Below are 16508 nucleotides of genomic sequence, written 5' to 3'. Positions count from 1 at the left end.
GAGTCACTATATCGCCGGGGCAGGCATCCGGCCGGTAGGCTCTTTGGCATGTTCTCGCGGGTACATCTGCTGGCGTTTGCGGTCTTCGCACTCGTCGTGCCCGCGCTCGCGCTGGCCGCGGCACCCACGAACGAGCCGGCGGCGCTGGCCGCCTTCGGCGTCATCGCGGCTGCGCTGGTTTTCGCGCTGCTCTCGGTGCGGAGCACCCAACTCTTGCCGCTAGCGCTGGCCCACTCGGGTCCGCCGCCCTCGGCACAGCGTCGGCGTCGGGGTTCGTTCCTGCGCCAGAGCAATCCGGACACCGCGGGACGTCCGCGCCCCCGAGCACCGGGGTCGGTCGCCGCGTAGCGACTGTTCTGCGGTCGCTGCCGCCTGACGGCCGCACGGTCGTCGGCATTTCGGCTGACCCGTTCCCAACGACGTGCGTGGACGCACGTTTCCACAGTCAGGTGCTCTCCCATGCTCGACTTCATCTATTACCCCGTGTCCGCCATTCTCTGGGTGTGGCACACCGCCTTCGGCGCCGTCCTCGGTCCAGCGAGTGGACTCGCCTGGATGCTCGCGGTCATCTTTCTCGTCGTCACCCTGCGGGCGGCGTTGTTCCTGCCGTTCCTGAAACAGGCGCGCACGCAGGCCGCCATGCAGCGACTGCGGCCACGAGTCGAGGAAATTCAGCGGAAATACAAAGACGATCCGCAGCGCAAGAACACCGAAATCCAACGGCTTTTCAAGGACAACGGCGTGCATCCCTTCGCCAGCCTGGTTCCGCTGATCGCCCAGATATTCGTCTTCGTCGGGCTGTTCCATGTGCTGCGTTCCTTCGACCGGACCGGCACCTTCGACTATCTGCCGATCGGCCGCACGGCGTCGATGACCGCCGAACAGAACGCCGCCACCGCGAACTACCTCTTCGGCCCCGGCGACGTCCAGTCCTTCTTGCACGCCGAGCTATTCGGCGCACCGCTGTCGGCCACCGTCGCCGGCGCGGGCGAGTTGCTTTCAACGGTGGCGATCGTCGCACTGCCGATCATGGTGATCGCCGCTGTCGCAACGCATTTCACGGCGCGGGCGGCTGTGGACCGGCAGACCGGTGCCGGAACGACGCAGCTGCCGTTCATGCGCCACCTCACCCTGTGGGCCTTCCCGGCCGCCGCCATTGCCGGCGGCGCACTGCTGCCGGTCGCGATCCTGCTGTACTTCGTCACGAACAACGCGTGGACGCTCGCACAACAACACTTCGTCTACCGGCGGCTCGACGCCGAAACAGCCGCCGAGGCAACGCGCGTCGCCGCGGCCCGCGTCGCCGCGGCCCCGAAACCCGGCGCGAAACCGAAGCGCCAGCGACGGTGACCGCCCAATAAATCATTCGCACACTCCGGCCGCGATCCCTATCGTTATCCGAGGTCGAGTCAAGGGGCGCACCGGAATCTCCGGATCGCGTTCCCCGTGTCGGACTCGGCCTCTTACCTGGCGAAGGGCGAAAGCCTGGATGAGGTTCGATTCCTCAGCGATGCCATCCGGCTCCGGGTCGGATGCGGCAAACGGCTCTGCGGGCTCCACGGCTACAACCGTGGGAGACCCCCGTCGCGGACCCGTGACCCGGACCGGGTGACATCCGAAACCACCGGGTAGCCAACGACACACACCACGGGAGGAGTGAGAAACATGTATACAACGGTCATGGCATGGCAGCGGACGCTGCTGTACCGCGACGGTACCCTCGAGCGAGTGCTCGAGCCGGGACGCCACCGGTACGACGACAAGCGCTGCACGCTGATCGTGGTCGACATGCGGCCCCGGCTGCTGACCGTCAGCGGACAGGAGCTGCTCACCCTCGACGGACTTTCGCTGCGGGTCAGCTACGCGTTGAACTGGCAGGTCACCGATCCGGAGGAGTTCACCACCGGCGCACAGTATCCGGAGAGCGTGCTCTACGCCGCGGTACAGGACGCGGCGCGCCGGGCCGTCGCGGGTCACCCCCTCGACGAGCTGGTCGCCGACCGTGCCCTGCTCGTCGGTGATCTCGTCGAAATCGCCACGGCGGTGGCCGGACTCGGCCTTCGCGTCGATGGCCTGAACGCCCGCGATCTCATGCTGCCGGGTGAATTGCGCAAGGCGGCACTGGAAACGGTGCTCGCCAAGGAGCGCGGTCGTGCCGAACTGGAACGAGCCCGCGCGGAAGCTGCGGCGCTGCGCTCGCTCGCCAACACCGCGCGGCTGCTGGAGGAGCACCCGGCACTGCTGCGACTGCGCACCCTGCAGGTCGCGACCACACCGGGGACGCAGGTGGTGCTCGACCCGCGCGAGCGCGCCTGAATGAAACCCCTTGTCCAAGCTCGGACAAGGGGTTTCGGCGTTCAGTGGTACCGCTAGGCGGGGCGCACCTGCAGGTAGTCGGTGGCCGCCATCAACTTCAGCGCCTGCCGGACACCGAGCGGCGCCCACCGCGCCGACGGGTCGTTGTCCACCCTCGGATCGATGAGCAGCACGACCGTACCCTTGGTCTCGAGCTCGAAACCGCCTGCGGCCGTGATGTTCTTGACCCAATCGACATCGCGTCCGTAGGTGAGTGCGATCCGGTAGACACCGTCGCGCTCGAACGCCCACACCGGAGTTCGATAGGGGCGACCGGATTTTCGTCCCTTGTGCACCACCATGGCCATCGGCGCGACCCGGCCGACTAGGCGGCCGAGCAGCGGATTGGTGACACGGCGGTTCAATTTCGCCAGGGCGCGCGGAAGCACCATTCTGGGGCGGTCCTCTCTCAGGGTGGCGTGCGGTGATCAGGTTACCCTCGACCGGTGTCTGTGCACCCTCACTCGGAGATGATCACGATCTACGACCCCGCGGGTCGCGAAATCGGCGTCGCGGACCGGGCCACCGTCTATCGCGACGGCATCTGGCACGCCAGCGCGGGCGTGCTGGTCCGCTCCGGCGACGGCGAGCGGATCTACGTGCACCGCCGCACCGATACCAAGATGGTTTTCGCGGGCATGCACGACTGTCTGGCCGGTGGCGTCGTCGATCCCGGCGAGACCCCGGCGCAGACCGCTATCCGTGAACTCGCGGAAGAACTGGGCATCGTCCGGCCCGCCGACGCACCTCCGCTGCCGCTGCGGGCCAGCGCGTCCTGGGACGGTGAATGGCAGGGCAAGCCGATGCGCTGCCATCTGTTCGCCTATGAACTGCGCTACGACGGGCCCATCCGGCACCAGCCCGAGGAGATCGTCGACGGCTGGTGGTGGACCGATGCCGAACTGCGAACGCGGTTGGCCGATTCGGCGTGGCCGTTCGTTCCCGATACCCGCGTGCTCATCGACCAACTCTTCGACTGAGGCCGACAACAGCGACGGCCCATCAGGTCCTGGACCTGATGGGCCGTCTCACCGCAGTCTCCGATCAGGCGGCGCTACCGCTCAGAACCGTCATGAACTGGGTGAGGATGGTCGCTGCGACCTCGAGGAGCTCCATGTACATTCCCTTGCTGGACCCGATATGAAATTTGCATTTTGCACGATCTACATGTCCAGCAGGTAAGGGGCCCGTGAAAACGCGGACCTAGCCCGAGGACGCGGTCGATCCGGCCCACGCGGCGAACGCGCCCGGATTGCGGGTCTGCAGCAGCACCCGACCGGGTCCGGTGAAGTCGAAGACGAAGCCCTCACCCGACTTGAGCGATTGGATCGACCGCCCGGAGACGGCCCGCCGAATGGTGAAGTTCATCGCCAGGTCATAGGCCACCACATGCCCGGTGTCGATGGTGATCGGCTCGCCCGGCTGCAGATCGATGACATCGATCGCGCCGAACACACCGACGACCACCTCACCGTCGCCGTGCGCACGCAGACCGAAGCCGCCCTCGCCGCCGAACAGGTTCGCGAAGCCGCCCCACTTGCCCTCGACCTGCACGCCGTGCGAGTTCGCGATCCAGCCGCCGCGGCTGATGAAGAACGGCCGATCCGGCGTGATCTGCAGGTTCAGCATGTCGCCGGGTAGCGCGGGCGCCACATCGACCCAACCGCCCTGCGGCGGTGCGGTAAAGGTCGAGACGAAGAACGATTCGCCGGCGAGCACCGATCGCTTCAGGCCGGCGAGGATGCCGCCTTCGGCCTTGGCCTGCAACGAAACTCCCGCCGAGTGGGCGACCATGGCGCCGCTCTCGACCCGCATCGGCTCGCCGCCGGCCAGGAAGCACCGCGCGACGGCGGAGGCCGGACTATGCCGCAGTTGTACCTTCATATTTGCCGACCCTACCGCCTGATTCGCCGCGAAAGGGCCGCCGATTCGACCCGGAAATCAGGGGGCCAGCGACCGCAGTGTCTCCTCGTCCCGCGCCATCACCGCGCCACCGTCCGCGGTGAGCACGATCGGGCGCTGGATCAGCTGCGGATGCGTCGCCAGCGCCTCGATCCACTGATCCCGATCGGCCGCGGTGCGCCCCCACCCGGACATGCCGAGATCCTTCGCGATCTGCTCACCCGTGCGGGTGATCTCCCACGGTTCGGCCCCCAGCCGCGTCAGCACCGCGCGCAGTTCGGCCGCGGTCGGCGGATTGTCGAGGTAGCGCCGCACCGTGTACTCGACGCCCGCCTCGTCCAGGTGCGCGGTCGCGTTGCGGCTCTTGGTGCACCGCGGGTTGTGCCAGATCTCGGTCTCCCCAGATGTCATGGCTTCCAATTAACCATGACCGCCGGGGTGCGGTCGGCACCGGCCGGCCGAACCCCGGCGCTGCGGCTCACCCTCGATCCAGGCTCCGGAAGAACGACCGCACGTCATCGACGAACAGATCCGGCGCCTCCAGCGCGGCAAAGTGCCCGCCGCGCTCGAACTCCGACCAGTGCACGATGTTGTTGCCGGTTTCGGCGTAGCGGCGGATCGCGATGTCCTGCGCGAAGACCGCGACACCGGTCGGCATCGTCGCCGGGGTGGTGTGGTAATTGCTGGAATGCATGTTCTCGTAATACATTTCGGCCGAAGAGCCCGCCGTTCCGGTGAGCCAGTAGAGCATCACATTGGTGAGCAGCCGGTCGCGATCGATCGCGGCCTCGGGCAGCGCGTCCGCGGGGAAGCTCCACTCCTTGAACTTCTCCACGATCCAGCCCAACTGCCCGACCGGCGAGTCGTGCAGGCCGTAGGCCAGGGTCCGTGGCCGCGTCGACTGGATCTTGAAATAACCGCTGCCGTCACCGCGGAAATCGGCGATGCGACCCAGTCTGGCCACTTCGGCCTCGGTCATGGTGGCGCGCTCGTCCTCGGCGACCTCGCCGAAGGGGATGAAGCCGAACGTCGCCGCGTTGACGTGCACGCCGAGCACCCGAGCACCGGCCACCCGCCCCAGCTCCGGCGCGACGAACGCGCCGAGGTCGCCGCCCTGCGCACCGAAGCGCTGGTAGCCGAGTCGGCGCATCAGCTCCGCCCACGCCGCCGCGACCCGGGCCACATTCCACCCGGTCTCGACGATCGGCCCGGAGAAGCCGAAGCCGGGCAGCGACGGGATCACCACATGGAAGGCGTCGGCCGGATCGCCGCCGTGCGCCGCCGGATCGGTGAGCGGGCCGATGACATCGAGGAACTCCACGAACGAACCCGGCCAGCCGTGGGTCAGAATCAGCGGCGTCGCATCCGGCCGCGGCGAGCGCACATGCACGAAATACACGTTCTGCCCATCGATTTCGGTGGTGAACTGCGGGATTTTGTTCAACTGCGCCTCCTGCGCCCGCCAGTCGTAGGCCGTGCGCCAGTACTCGACCAGCTCGCGCAGATACTCGACCGGCACGCCCCGGGCCCAGCCCACATCCGGCAGCCGCGCGGGCCAACGGGCGGCGGCCAGCCGGGCGTTCAGATCGTCGAGGTCGGATTGCGGGATGTCGATCTGGAAGGGGGTGATCTCGTTGCTCATGGAAAGAACGCTATGGGCACTAGCGGACAACTTCTGTCCTCTAGTCCTGGCAGACTGAGAAATCGTGAAACAGACCTCAGCTCGGCTGCTGCGGCTACTGGCACTGCTGCAGACACGACGGGAATGGTCCGGCCGAGACCTCGCCGATCGGCTCGGTGTCAGCACCCGCACCGTGCGCCGGGATATCGACAAGCTCCGCGCGCTGGACTATCCGGTGCACGCGAGCAAGGGCATCGATGGCGGGTATCGACTCGATGCCGGAACCCGGCTGCCGCCACTGCAATTGGATGACGAGGAGGCGGTGGCCATCACCATCGCGCTGCGCACCGCCACCACCTCCGGGGTGACCGGGATCGGCGAGACCGCGTTGCGCGCCTTGGTCAAGCTCGAACAGCTGCTGCCCGCCCGGCTGCGCCATCGGGTCGAATTGCTACGCCCGGCAGCGGTTTCCGCGCCGAGCACCCGGCCGACGGTGGACGCGCAGGTGCTCACCACCCTGGCCACCGCCTGTCGCGATCGGCACCGGCTGCGCTTCGACTATCGCGGCCACGACGGGCGGACGAGTCGTCGCGATACCGAGCCGCACGAGCTCGTCACCTGGGGTCCGCGCTGGTATCTCGTTGCCTGGGATCGAGATCGGGCCGATTGGCGCACGTTCCGAGCCGACCGGATCAGTCCGATCATCCCGACCGGGCCACGGTTCGAGCCGCGTCCCATCCCCGGCGGCGATGCGGCAAGCCATGTTTCGAGCAATGTGGCGCGAATGTGGCCCTCGCGGGCGATCATTCGGTTGCACGTACCCGCCAACTCCACTGTCGCCCGCGACGCGGCGGGCTACGGGACCGTCACCGCGGTCGACGAGCACAGCTGTCTGCTGGATATCGGGGCGGACAATCCGCGGGCACTGGTCTTCCTGCTCGCCGCCATCGACACCGACTTCCATATCGAGGACGGCGCCGAACTCGCCGCCCACCTGCGGGCGATCACCGACCGATTCCGGGCCGCGCTGGCCTGAACTACAGGTGCATCCAGGTCGGCCGCACCTCAGACCACGGGTGGCGCAGGCCGGTGCAAGTCCAGACCGTGACGTCCTGGGTATTGCCCGGGTAGCCGATTCGGCTGTCCACCTTGGCAACCAGTTCGACATGGTCGACTACAGGTGCATCCAGGCCGGCCATACCTCAGACCACGGGTGGCGCAGACCGGTGCAAGTCCAGACCGTGACGTCCTGGGTATTGCCCGGGTAGCCGATTCGACTGTCCACCTTGGCGACCGGTGCGCAGTTGTCGAAATCCCAGTGCAGGAAGGCATCGTTGACGCCGACGGCGATGACTGCCGACGCGTTGTCCGTGGGTGTGCCGAAATAACCGAAGCCGCGGCTGGGACTGTAGATCGAGGGCAGGTGGGCACGGTCGAATTGGTCAAGGGCGCTGGCTTGCCAGTAGGTGTCGGTGACGATGACAGCGTCGGCGCGTTCGGCCGGGGTGAGCGAGTCGTACGCCTTGGTGACGGCGGAAGTTAGTTCCGGCCAGCCGAATTCGCCGTAGACGCCGATATTGATGGCGGCCTCGGCGTCACCGGCCGGCGGCTGGACGTGTGCGGCGTCGCGCCACGGGGTCGCCCACAGCAGATAGCCCGTGGCCACCGCGGCGAGTACCGCACCGGCCCCTGCGACCAAGCGGCGCGGGGCCGGATTCAGTCGACCCGCCAGTTCGGCGAGACCGACCGCACCCGCAGCGAGCACCACGCCGTACATCCCGGCGACGTAGTAGATCCGTCCGCCGATCGCCAGGAAGATGGCGACCAGTATCAGCAGGGTCGCCCCGAGGAACCGGTAGGGCCGCAGCGAGACATGGCGCAGCAGCGCCCATACGCCGTAGATCAACAAGACCGCGCCCAAGTATCCGGCCAGCAGCAGCGCGAGCGGCACAAACATCACCCGGCCGCCGAGGATGCCCTGCTCACCGCTGATCACCTCCCCCATCGACAGCTGCGGCCAATCGTGGCGCGCCTGCCAGATCAACGACGGCACCGTCGCCGCCACCACGATCGCCCCGCCGAGCCACAGCAGCGGCCGCCGCACCAGTTCGCGCGGACCGAAGATCAGCGACCCCGCCGCGACGCCGATCCAGAAGAACGGGATCAACCATTTCACCTGCATATCGACCGCGGTGACCAGAGCCGCACACAGCAGCAGGCCATCGCGGCGGGTCCGCACCCAGCGCACGACCAGCCACGTGATGATCACCCAGAGCACGGTGTCGACCGCGTTGGTCGTCAGCATCTTGCCCTGGAGCAGCAGGAACGGCGAGGTCGCGTAGGCGATCGCGGCGAAGATCTGCGCGCCGCGTCCGCCGCCGAGCTCGCGCGCTATCAGTGCGCACAGCACGACGCCGAGCACGGTCAGCGCTACCACCGGCAGCCGCAGTACAAAGAAATCGCCCGGCGCGATGGTATCCATCAACCGCGCCAGCATCGGCAATACCGGCCCCTGATCGGCATAGCCGAACGACGGCCGCCGTCCCGCCGCCAGGAAGTAGAGCTCGTCGCCGAAGTAGTCGTAGCGGCTCGCCGAGAACACCAACACCGCCAGTGCGACGGCCGCGATGACGCCGATGCCGGCGGTCGCCAGCGGCGGACGGACCGCAGGCGCGGTGGCTGCCCCCTGACGATCTGCGGTGTCGGTCACGCCAGCTCCTGGAGGGGTTCCGAGATGGACCGCTCGAATGTAGCGGGAATCAGCCGTCGCGCCCCTGAGCCGCCGGGCAAGTCCCGATCGTCAGTGTGTCGCCCTGCCCTGCCGACCAGTTTCGACCCGGACGGCAAACCCGTGCGAGCCGATTCTTATCAGACCTGGCAGCAGGGCGGGGTCGTCATCGAACTCGCCGCGATCACGGCACGTATTCGTCGGCGACCTCCAGCACCTCGTCGACGATCTCCAGGCCAGTACGCAGTTCCTCGGCCGTGGTGGTCAGTGGCGGCGCGATCTGGAAACGATTGCCCGCATTGAACGGCCACAGTCCGCGTTCCTTGGCGGCGGCGGTGACCCGGTTCATCGGCTCCGCGGCGGGACCGGCGGCCGCGAACGGGATCAGCGGCTCGCGGGTGTGCGGATCGCGCACCAGCTCCAGCGCCCAGAAGTAGCCGAGCCCGCGCGCCTCGCCGACGCTCGAATGCCGGGATGCCAACTCCGCCAAGCCTTTTCCGAGCACATCGGCACCGACCGAGCGCACGTGGTCGAGGATGCCGTCGCGTTCGAAAACGCCGATCGAAGCGACGCCCGCCGCGCACGCGAGCGGATGTCCGGCGTAGGTGAGCCCACCCGGATACACCGTCTCGTCATAGCGTTGGGCGATCCGCTCGGCCATCAGTACGCCGCCGAGCGGGACGTATCCGGAGTTCACGCCCTTGGCGAAGGTGATGATGTCGGGTTCGACGTCGAAGGCCTGCACCGCGAACCATTCACCGACCCGGCCGAATCCGACCATGACCTCATCGGCGATGTAGACGATGCCGAATTCGTCGCACAGCTCCCGTACGCCGGCGAGATAGCCGGGCGGCGGCACGAGCACACCGTTGGTGCCGACCACCGTTTCCAGGATCAGGCCCGCGATGTGCTGCGGCCCCTCCAATTCGATGACTTGACGCAGGTGATTCAGCGCCGCCGTCGTCTCGTCTTCGAGAGTTGTTGTACCCCAAGGCGATCGATACGGATACGGACCGAAGAAGCGGACGACGTCGACATTGGTCGGCTCCGCGCCCCAGCGCCGCGGCTCGCCGGTCAGACCGATCGCGACGCCGGTGCCGCCGTGATAGGAGCGATAGGCCGCGAGCATCTTGGTACGGCCGGTGTAGCTGCGCGCCAGCCGCACCGCATGCTCGACGGCCTCCGCGCCGCCGGTGGTGAACAGAATCCGATTCAGGTCACCGGGTGCGCGTTCGACGATCAGCCTGGCCAGTTCGCTGCGCGTCTCGTTGCCGACGGTCGGCGAGATGGTGGCGAGTTTCTGTGCCTGTTCGATGATCGCGGCGACGATATCCGGATGCTGGTGGCCGATATTGACATTCACCAGTTGGGAGGAGAAGTCGAGATAGCGCTTGCCGCTCTCCTCCCAGAACCACGAGCCCGACGCGCCGACGATCGGCACCGGATTCAGGGTCGCCTGGGCGCTCCAGGGATAGAAGACGTGATCGACCACCTATTTACCGCCTTCGGTCAGGGTCACCTGCTGCGGCGTGAATCCCGTTCCGGTGACGTCGATTCCGCCGGACTTCAGCAGATCCAGTGCCTTGGTGACGTATTCGTTGGTGAAGGCGTCCGCATCGGGATCCTTCTTCAGCACCGTCACGCCCTCCTGGTTCTTGGTCTCCTTGGCGATCTTCACGGTGCGGTCCCATGCGGTCTTGTCGATCATCCCGAGGCCGTTGGGCGAGGGCCAGATCAGCTTGTTGACCTCGTTGATCTGCCACTGCTGATGGGTCGCGCCGAGGGTGCTGCCCGCGGCGACGGTGATATCGCGGCATTTGTCGACATTGTCGCGGCAGAAGGCCCAGCCCTTCAGCGAGGCCGCGATGAACTTGACCGTCTGGTCCTGGTATTTCGGATCCTTCAGCTTCTCCGAATTCGCCCAGATCGCGTCCTGCAGCATGGCGACGCCCTCGTCGTTCCAGTCGATGGTGGCGAAATCATCCGCGGTGTACAGCTTTCCGGTGGCCGGATTCTTCGTCTCGAGTAGCTGGGCGTATTCGTTGTAGGACATGGCCTGGGCGGCGTTGATGTCCTTGGCCAGGAACGCGTTCATATCGAACTGCTGCTGAACGAGTTTTACATCTTTGGCCGGATCGATGCCGACTTTGGTCATCCCGGCGAACAGCTCGAATTCATTGCCATAGCCCCAGTTTCCGACGGTCTTGCCGCGCAGTGCGGCCGGGCCCGAGATATTGTCGGATTTGAACGAGACCTGCTTGGTGCCCGAGCGCTGGAATACCTGGGCCACATCGGTGATGCCCGCCCCGGCCTCACGGGAGGCGAGCGCCTTGGGCACCCAGGCGATCGCGTAATCGGCCTGGCCCTGGGCCAGTACGGTCTGGGGCACGATATCGGTACCGCCGTCGAGGATTTCGACGGATAAGCCTTGTTCCTTGTAGAAGCCCTGGTCCACGGCGGCCAGATAACCGGCGAACTGGCCCTGCTTGAACCACTGCAGTTGCAGGCGGACCTTGGTCAGCCCGTCGGCGGTGGTCCCGGAGGTGTTGTCGGTGGTGCTGCAGCCGGTCAGCGCGGCCGCCGCCAACGCCACCAGCGCGAGACAAGCACGCAAACGCCTGGTATTACTTCTCATTTCGATCTCCCAAAGATGTCGCGGATCAGGATGGTCCGGGGTCGGCGGGTCAGTTGTTCGAGGATCAGCACGGCGGCGAGGAAGAGCAGGCCGACGATCATGGCGCCGACCACATAGGCCCACGCCCGTGGATAGGCGGTATTGGCTGCGGCCGAGGTGATTCGACTGCCGAGGCCGTTCTGCAAGCCGCCGAAGTATTCGGCGATAATGGCGGCGATCACTGCGCCCGGCGCCGCGATGCGCAGACCGGTGAACAGGTAGGGCAGTGCCGCGGGCAACCGCACCGTGCGGGTGATCTGCCAGCCGCCGGCCGCATACGAGGTCATCAGATCGGCGTGCACCTGCGGCACTTGGCGCAGGCCACGGGCGGTGCTGACGAACATCGGGAAGAACACCACGATGGCGACGACCATGCGGCGCGGGGTATCGGTGGTGGTGGAATACATCGAATTCAGCAGCGGGGCGAGCGCGACGATCGGCACCGCGGCCGCGGCGGCGGCGAGCGGGGTCAGCAGGCCCTCGACCAGTCGGAACCGCACCGCGAGCATCGCCGCGACGATGCCGAGGACGGCACCGACCAGCAGGCCGATGAGGGCGTTAGTGCCGGTCGCGGTCGCGGCGTCGACGATGCGGCCGAAGTTCTCGGTGAACTGTTTCGCGATCGCGGTCGGTGCGGGCAGCAGGAACGACGGCACACCGGCGACGACCGTGAGCACCTGCCACAGCGCCAGGCCGCCGACGCCGAACACCACCGGTGGTAGCCAGGTTTTCATCGCACATCCTGTCCGGCCACGATGATGTCGGCGGCCTCGTGCCCGCCGCGCAGCGCGGTGCGGACGGCGGCGACTGCCTCGAAAAAGGCTTCGCTGGAACGGATATCGTCCCCGCTGACACCCGCCTCGCGGCCCCAGCCGCCGGTCGGCACGACTTCGGTGATGCGACCGGGGCGCGGTGACATGACCACCACGCGGTCGGAGAGGAAGACCGCCTCCGGAATCGAGTGCGTCACGAAAACGACGGCGGCGGTGGTCTCGCCGGCGATGCGCAGCAGTTCGCCCTGCATCCGTTCCCGGGTCATCTCGTCCAGTGCGCCGAATGGTTCGTCCATCAGTAGCAGCGAGGGTTTGCGGGCCAGTGCCCTAGCGATCGCCACCCGCTGCTGCATGCCACCGGACAGTTCCGCCGGATAGCGCTGCGCGAAATCCGTCAGACCGGCCATCTCGAGCAGTTCCGCACTGCGTGCGCGTCTTTCGGCCTTCGGGACCTTGTGTAGTTCGAGGGGTAGTTCGACATTGGCCTGCACGGTGCGCCAGTCGAGCAGGCCCGCCTGCTGGAAGGCGATGCCGTAGTCCTGGTCGATTCTGGCCTGCCGTGCGGTTTTACCGTGCACGGTCACGGTGCCGCTGCTCGGCTGCTCCAGATCGGCGATGATGCGCAGGAGGGTGGATTTGCCGCAGCCGGACGGGCCGATCAGGGAAACGAATTCGCCTGCCTGGACTTTCAGCGAAACGTCGGTGAGCGCGGTGACCGAGCCCGCGTCGAAGATCTTGCCGACATCGACCAGATCGACCGCGGCCACATCGGCCGGCCGCTCGGGTTCGGGCACCACCGTCTCATCGGTATCCGCCACGGCTGATTCTGCTTTCCCGGTCAACGGGTACCTCCTGACGAGCTGCGCGCCCCGACCGGACGGCTGTAACGACGTAGTGCGAATTCGGCGAAGCCGACCACGGCGGTGACGGCGACGCCGAGCAGGGCGGCGACGAGCACGGCGGCGTACAGCCGGGCGGCATCGCCGGTCGCCTGCTGGGAGAACACGATGATCTGGCGGCCGATCCCGCCCGCAGTCCCGGTCGAGATCTCCGCGACCACCGCACCGATCACCGATGCCGCAGCGGCCAGGCGCAGCGCGGGCAGAAAATGTGGGACCGCCGCCGGAAACCGCAAGTGCAACAGCGTTTCCCACCAGCTCGCCGAGTAGCTGTACAGCAGTTCAACCGAGGCCTTCGACGGTGCCTGCAGTCCGCGCAACATCCCGACCGCGACCGGGAAAAAGGCCAAATACGACGCGATGACGGCGATGCTCATCCACGGCCGCCACGGCTCACCGGCGATGACGATCTTGCCGCCCCATCCGGCAACCAGCGGCGCCAGCGCGATCAGCGGAACCGTTTGCGAGACAATGATATAGGGCAGCAATCCCCGTTCGACGAAGGAGAAGCGCTGCATCACCACGGCCAGCGCGATACCGACGACCGTGCCGATCGCCAACGCCAGCAGTGCGAGGCCGAAGGTGAATCCGGCTGTGCGCACGAGTGTGCCACCGACGGTGCCGGAGCCGTCCTTGTCACCGAGCACCGTGATGACCGACCAGACATGCGGCAGCGCACCGTCATTCGTGCGCGGCAGGATGCGCTGATCACCGATGCTGACCCCACGTTCGGGCACAAAAGCCTTCACGAGCTCCCACACGGCGACGACCAACAGAAGGACGCCGACCGCGTACGCGACTCGACGCGCCCGGGCGACCGCACTCATCGCGCACCCACCGGTATCGAGCATGTGTCAAATGCCGCGCGCGCCATAGCCGCGAGCGTGCCGACCGCATCCACGTGACGGCGCACTCGCCGATTTCCCACGCTCATCGATCACCCTCTGATACCGGCACATGTGCTGTCTCGGCCTCGGCGAGACGACGTCTGGCCACCTCGTAGCAGGCCGCCGCCAACGCGAGCAGCGCCGCCGCCGAGGCGATCATTCGGCGCCCGCCGTCGCCGTGACCGGATGCGCCAACCGCGGCAGCACCGACTCCCCGTACGCCTCCAGCGTGGCGGTCTTGGCGTCGTGCTGGAGGTAAACCGCGAACTGGTCGACGCCGAGCTTCTCCAGCTCGTGCAACCGAGCCAATTGCTCGTCGGGGGTGCCGATCAGGCAGAAGCGGTCCACGATCGCGTCCGGCACGAATTCGGCGTGCGTATTACCCGCCCGGCCGTGCTCGTTGTAGTCGTAGCCCCGGCGGCCTGCGATGTACTCGGTGAGCGCGGTCGGAATGTCGCCGTCGGTACCGTATTTCGCGACGATATCGGCCACATGATTGCCGACCATGCCACCGAACCAGCGGCACTGTTCGCGGGCGTGCGCCGTCGCGGCATCGGAACCGTCGGTGACGTAAGCCGGTGCGGCCACACAGATTTTCACCGATCCGGGAGCACGGCCCGCCTTCTCGGCGGCCGCGCGCACCCTGGCGATCGTCCACGCGGCGATATCCGGATCGGCGAGCTGCAGAATGAATCCATCGGCCACCTCGCCGGTCAGATCGAGCGCGCGCGGGCCATATCCGGCCACCCACACCTCGAGTGCCGAGGCGCTCGCCCACGGAAACCGCACCACGGTGTCACCGATGCGGGCGCTGCGGCCATTGCCGAGTTCCCTTATCACCTCGATGGATTCGCGCAGTATCGCCAGCGTGGTCGGTTTGCCGCCGAGGGTCCGCACCGCGGAGTCGCCACGGCCGATACCACAGACGGTGCGGTTGCCGAACATATCGTTGAGCGTCGCGAAGGTCGACGCGGTCACCGTCCAGTCCCTGGTGGCCGGGTTGGTCACCATCGGGCCGACGACGACCTTGCGGGTGGCGGCGAGGATTTGGCTGTAGATGACATAGGGCTCCTGCCACAGCAGGTGCGAGTCGAAGGTCCACACGTGCGAAAAGCCGTGCGTCTCCGCCTGTCTGGCCAGTTCTACCACCCGCGATGCGGGGGGTGTGCATTGCAGCACCACACCGATATCCATGCGGCACTCTCCATTTCGGGTCAGATCAGGCCATTTCGAGTCAGATCAGGTTCTGCGACAGTTCGCGTACGATGAACCGGCCGTGGCCGGTGCTGCCCAGGTACGCGCCATCGTCGATGATCACGCGGCCGCGCGAGAGCACGGTGTCGACATGTCCGTCGATCTCGAAGCCCTCCCAGGCCGAGTGGTCCATATTCATGTGGTGGGTCTTGCCCAAGCCGATGCTGGTATGGCCGTTCGGGTCGTAGACCACGATGTCGGCGTCGGCGCCCGGACTGATGACACCCTTGCGCGGATACATGCCGAACATCCGCGCCGGGGTGGTGCAGCACACCTCGACCCAGCGTTCCAGTGAGATCAGGCCGTTCTTCACGCCCTGGAACATCAGGTCCATCCGATGCTCGACGCCGCCTATCCCATTGGGGATCTTGCTGAAATCGCCGACGCCCAGCTCTTTCTGGTCCTTCATGCAGAAGGGACAGTGGTCGGTGCTGACCGAGGTGACCGCACCGGTGCGGATGTAGCGCCACAGCTCGTCCTGATGGCCTTCGGCCTTCGAACGCAGCGGTGTCGAGCACACCCATTTCGCGCCCTCGAAACCCGGTGCACCCAACTGCTCTTCGAGCGAAAGGTACAGATACTGCGGACAGGTCTCGCCGAAGACGTTCTGCCCGTTGCCGTGTGCGGCAACGATCTGTTCCATCGCCTGCTTGGCCGAGACGTGCACGACATACAGCGGCGCACCGGTCAACTGCGCCAACATGATCGCGCGGTGGGTGGCCTCCTCCTCCATCTGCCACGGCCGGGTGACGCCGTGGTAGTAGGGCGAGGTTTCGCCGCGCGCCAGCGCCTGCTCGACCAGCACATCGATGGCAATGCCGTTCTCCGCGTGCATCATCAGCAGCGCGCCGAGATCGCCCGCCGATTGCATGGCCCGCAGAATCTGACCGTCGGTGGAGTAGAAGACCCCGGGATAGGCCATGAACAACTTGAAGCTGGTGACGCCCTCGGCCACCAATTCGCTCATCCCCTTGAGGGATTCGTCGTTCACCTCACCGATGATCTGGTGGAAGCCGTAGTCGATCGCACAGTTCCCCGCGGCCTTCTCGTGCCACAGCCCGAGAGTGTCCTGCACCCGCTCCCCCGGCTTCTGCACGGCGAAGTCGACGATGGTGGTGGTGCCACCCCAGGCGGCGGCCCGGGTGCCGGTCTCGAAGGTATCCGAGGCCTCGGTGCCGCCGAAGGGCAGTTGCATATGCGTGTGCCCGTCCACGCCGCCGGGAATCACGTATTTGCCGGTCGCGTCGATGACCACATCCGCGGACGCGGTGAGATCCGCGCCCAGTGCGGTGGCACCCGGCTGCAGGACGGCGACGATTGTTTCGCCGTCGATCAGCACATCGAGCAATTGCGATCCGGTAGCCGAGACCACCGTGCCGCCATGAATGAACGTCTTCGTCATATCGATATCACCA

General features: G+C 66.6%; 17 protein-coding genes. 5 read left to right on the top strand and 12 right to left on the bottom strand.

All coding sequences use genetic code 11. From position 1 onward, the window contains the following. Positions 1-48 precede the first annotated feature (48 nt). The 3 genes from OG874_RS09820 to OG874_RS09810 all read left to right on the top strand — a co-directional run bounded on the left by OG874_RS09820 (position 49) and on the right by OG874_RS09810 (position 2316). Positions 49-348: a DUF6412 domain-containing protein gene (locus tag OG874_RS09820; protein WP_330254804.1), complete on the top strand. Its 300-nt coding sequence runs from the start codon at positions 49-51 to the stop codon at positions 346-348. A gap of 111 nt (positions 349-459) precedes the next feature. Next, a complete protein-coding gene (gene yidC / locus OG874_RS09815) occupies positions 460-1350 on the top strand; it encodes a membrane protein insertase YidC (protein ID WP_330254803.1) in 891 nt (296 codons plus the stop codon). Positions 1351-1665: 315 nt separating this feature from the next. After that, positions 1666-2316: a slipin family protein gene (locus OG874_RS09810; protein WP_330254802.1), complete on the top strand. Its 651-nt coding sequence runs from the start codon at positions 1666-1668 to the stop codon at positions 2314-2316. Positions 2317-2369: 53 nt separating this feature from the next. Here the strand turns inward: OG874_RS09810 and OG874_RS09805 are convergent, their stop codons facing one another. Further along, on the bottom strand, positions 2370-2747 hold the full coding sequence (locus tag OG874_RS09805) for a nitroreductase family deazaflavin-dependent oxidoreductase (protein ID WP_330254801.1): 378 nt from the start codon (positions 2745-2747) through the stop codon (positions 2370-2372). A gap of 78 nt (positions 2748-2825) precedes the next feature. Between OG874_RS09805 and OG874_RS09800 the strand changes: the two genes are divergently transcribed. Beyond that, positions 2826-3335: an NUDIX hydrolase gene (locus OG874_RS09800; protein ID WP_330257241.1), complete on the top strand. Its 510-nt coding sequence runs from the start codon at positions 2826-2828 to the stop codon at positions 3333-3335. A 223-nt stretch (positions 3336-3558) separates the two neighbouring features. Here OG874_RS09800 and OG874_RS09795 read toward each other — a convergent pair whose 3' ends face one another. The 3 genes from OG874_RS09795 to OG874_RS09785 form a co-directional block, all read right to left on the bottom strand. Further along, positions 3559-4239, bottom strand: a complete 681-nt coding sequence (locus OG874_RS09795; protein WP_330254800.1) for a TIGR00266 family protein — start codon at positions 4237-4239, stop codon at positions 3559-3561. A 57-nt stretch (positions 4240-4296) separates the two neighbouring features. Beyond that, positions 4297-4668 (bottom strand): arsenate reductase family protein, encoded by a 372-nt coding sequence (locus OG874_RS09790; protein WP_330254799.1) that lies wholly within the window; start codon positions 4666-4668, stop codon positions 4297-4299. Between the two features lie 67 nt (positions 4669-4735). After that, positions 4736-5899 carry an epoxide hydrolase family protein gene (locus OG874_RS09785; RefSeq protein ID WP_330254798.1) on the bottom strand — a complete coding sequence of 388 codons (1164 nt, stop codon included), beginning with the start codon at positions 5897-5899 and terminating at the stop codon, positions 4736-4738. Between the two features lie 64 nt (positions 5900-5963). Here OG874_RS09785 and OG874_RS09780 point away from each other — a divergent pair, with 64 nt between their 5' ends. Then, positions 5964-6914 carry a helix-turn-helix transcriptional regulator gene (locus OG874_RS09780; protein WP_330254797.1) on the top strand — a complete coding sequence of 317 codons (951 nt, stop codon included), beginning with the start codon at positions 5964-5966 and terminating at the stop codon, positions 6912-6914. A gap of 138 nt (positions 6915-7052) precedes the next feature. Here OG874_RS09780 and OG874_RS09775 read toward each other — a convergent pair whose 3' ends face one another. From OG874_RS09775 to hydA, 8 genes are all read right to left on the bottom strand, one after another. Further along, complete coding sequence (locus OG874_RS09775) at positions 7053-8588, bottom strand: glycosyltransferase family 39 protein (RefSeq protein ID WP_330254796.1); 1536 nt, start codon at positions 8586-8588, stop codon at positions 7053-7055. 202 nt (positions 8589-8790) lie between these two features. Then, the gene (locus tag OG874_RS09770; RefSeq protein WP_330254795.1) at positions 8791-10098 is read right to left on the bottom strand and encodes an aspartate aminotransferase family protein; all 1308 of its coding nucleotides are present in this window, start codon (positions 10096-10098) and stop codon (positions 8791-8793) included. Beyond that, complete coding sequence (locus OG874_RS09765) at positions 10099-11241, bottom strand: ABC transporter substrate-binding protein (protein WP_330254794.1); 1143 nt, start codon at positions 11239-11241, stop codon at positions 10099-10101. After that, entirely contained in the window at positions 11238-12014 is a 777-nt protein-coding gene (locus tag OG874_RS09760; protein ID WP_330254793.1) for an ABC transporter permease, read from the bottom strand. The genes OG874_RS09765 and OG874_RS09760 overlap by 4 nt, the downstream gene beginning before the upstream one ends. Then, the gene (locus OG874_RS09755) at positions 12011-12895 is read right to left on the bottom strand and encodes an ABC transporter ATP-binding protein (protein ID WP_330254792.1); all 885 of its coding nucleotides are present in this window, start codon (positions 12893-12895) and stop codon (positions 12011-12013) included. The genes OG874_RS09760 and OG874_RS09755 overlap by 4 nt, the downstream gene beginning before the upstream one ends. After that, on the bottom strand, positions 12892-13779 hold the full coding sequence (locus OG874_RS09750; RefSeq protein ID WP_330254791.1) for an ABC transporter permease: 888 nt from the start codon (positions 13777-13779) through the stop codon (positions 12892-12894). Before OG874_RS09750 ends, OG874_RS09755 begins: the two co-directional genes overlap by 4 nt. 216 nt (positions 13780-13995) lie before the next feature. Continuing rightward, positions 13996-15033, bottom strand: a complete 1038-nt coding sequence (locus OG874_RS09745; protein ID WP_330254790.1) for a TIGR03842 family LLM class F420-dependent oxidoreductase — start codon at positions 15031-15033, stop codon at positions 13996-13998. Positions 15034-15073: 40 nt separating this feature from the next. Further along, positions 15074-16495, bottom strand: coding sequence for a dihydropyrimidinase (gene hydA, locus OG874_RS09740; RefSeq protein ID WP_330254789.1), 1422 nt, complete (start codon positions 16493-16495; stop codon positions 15074-15076). Positions 16496-16508: the final 13 nt, after the last annotated feature.

Origin of the sequence: Nocardia sp. NBC_00565, assembly GCF_036345915.1 — a bacterium.
Taxonomy (GTDB): Bacteria; Actinomycetota; Actinomycetes; order Mycobacteriales; family Mycobacteriaceae; genus Nocardia.
This window is presented reverse-complemented; position numbering and strand designations above follow the sequence as displayed.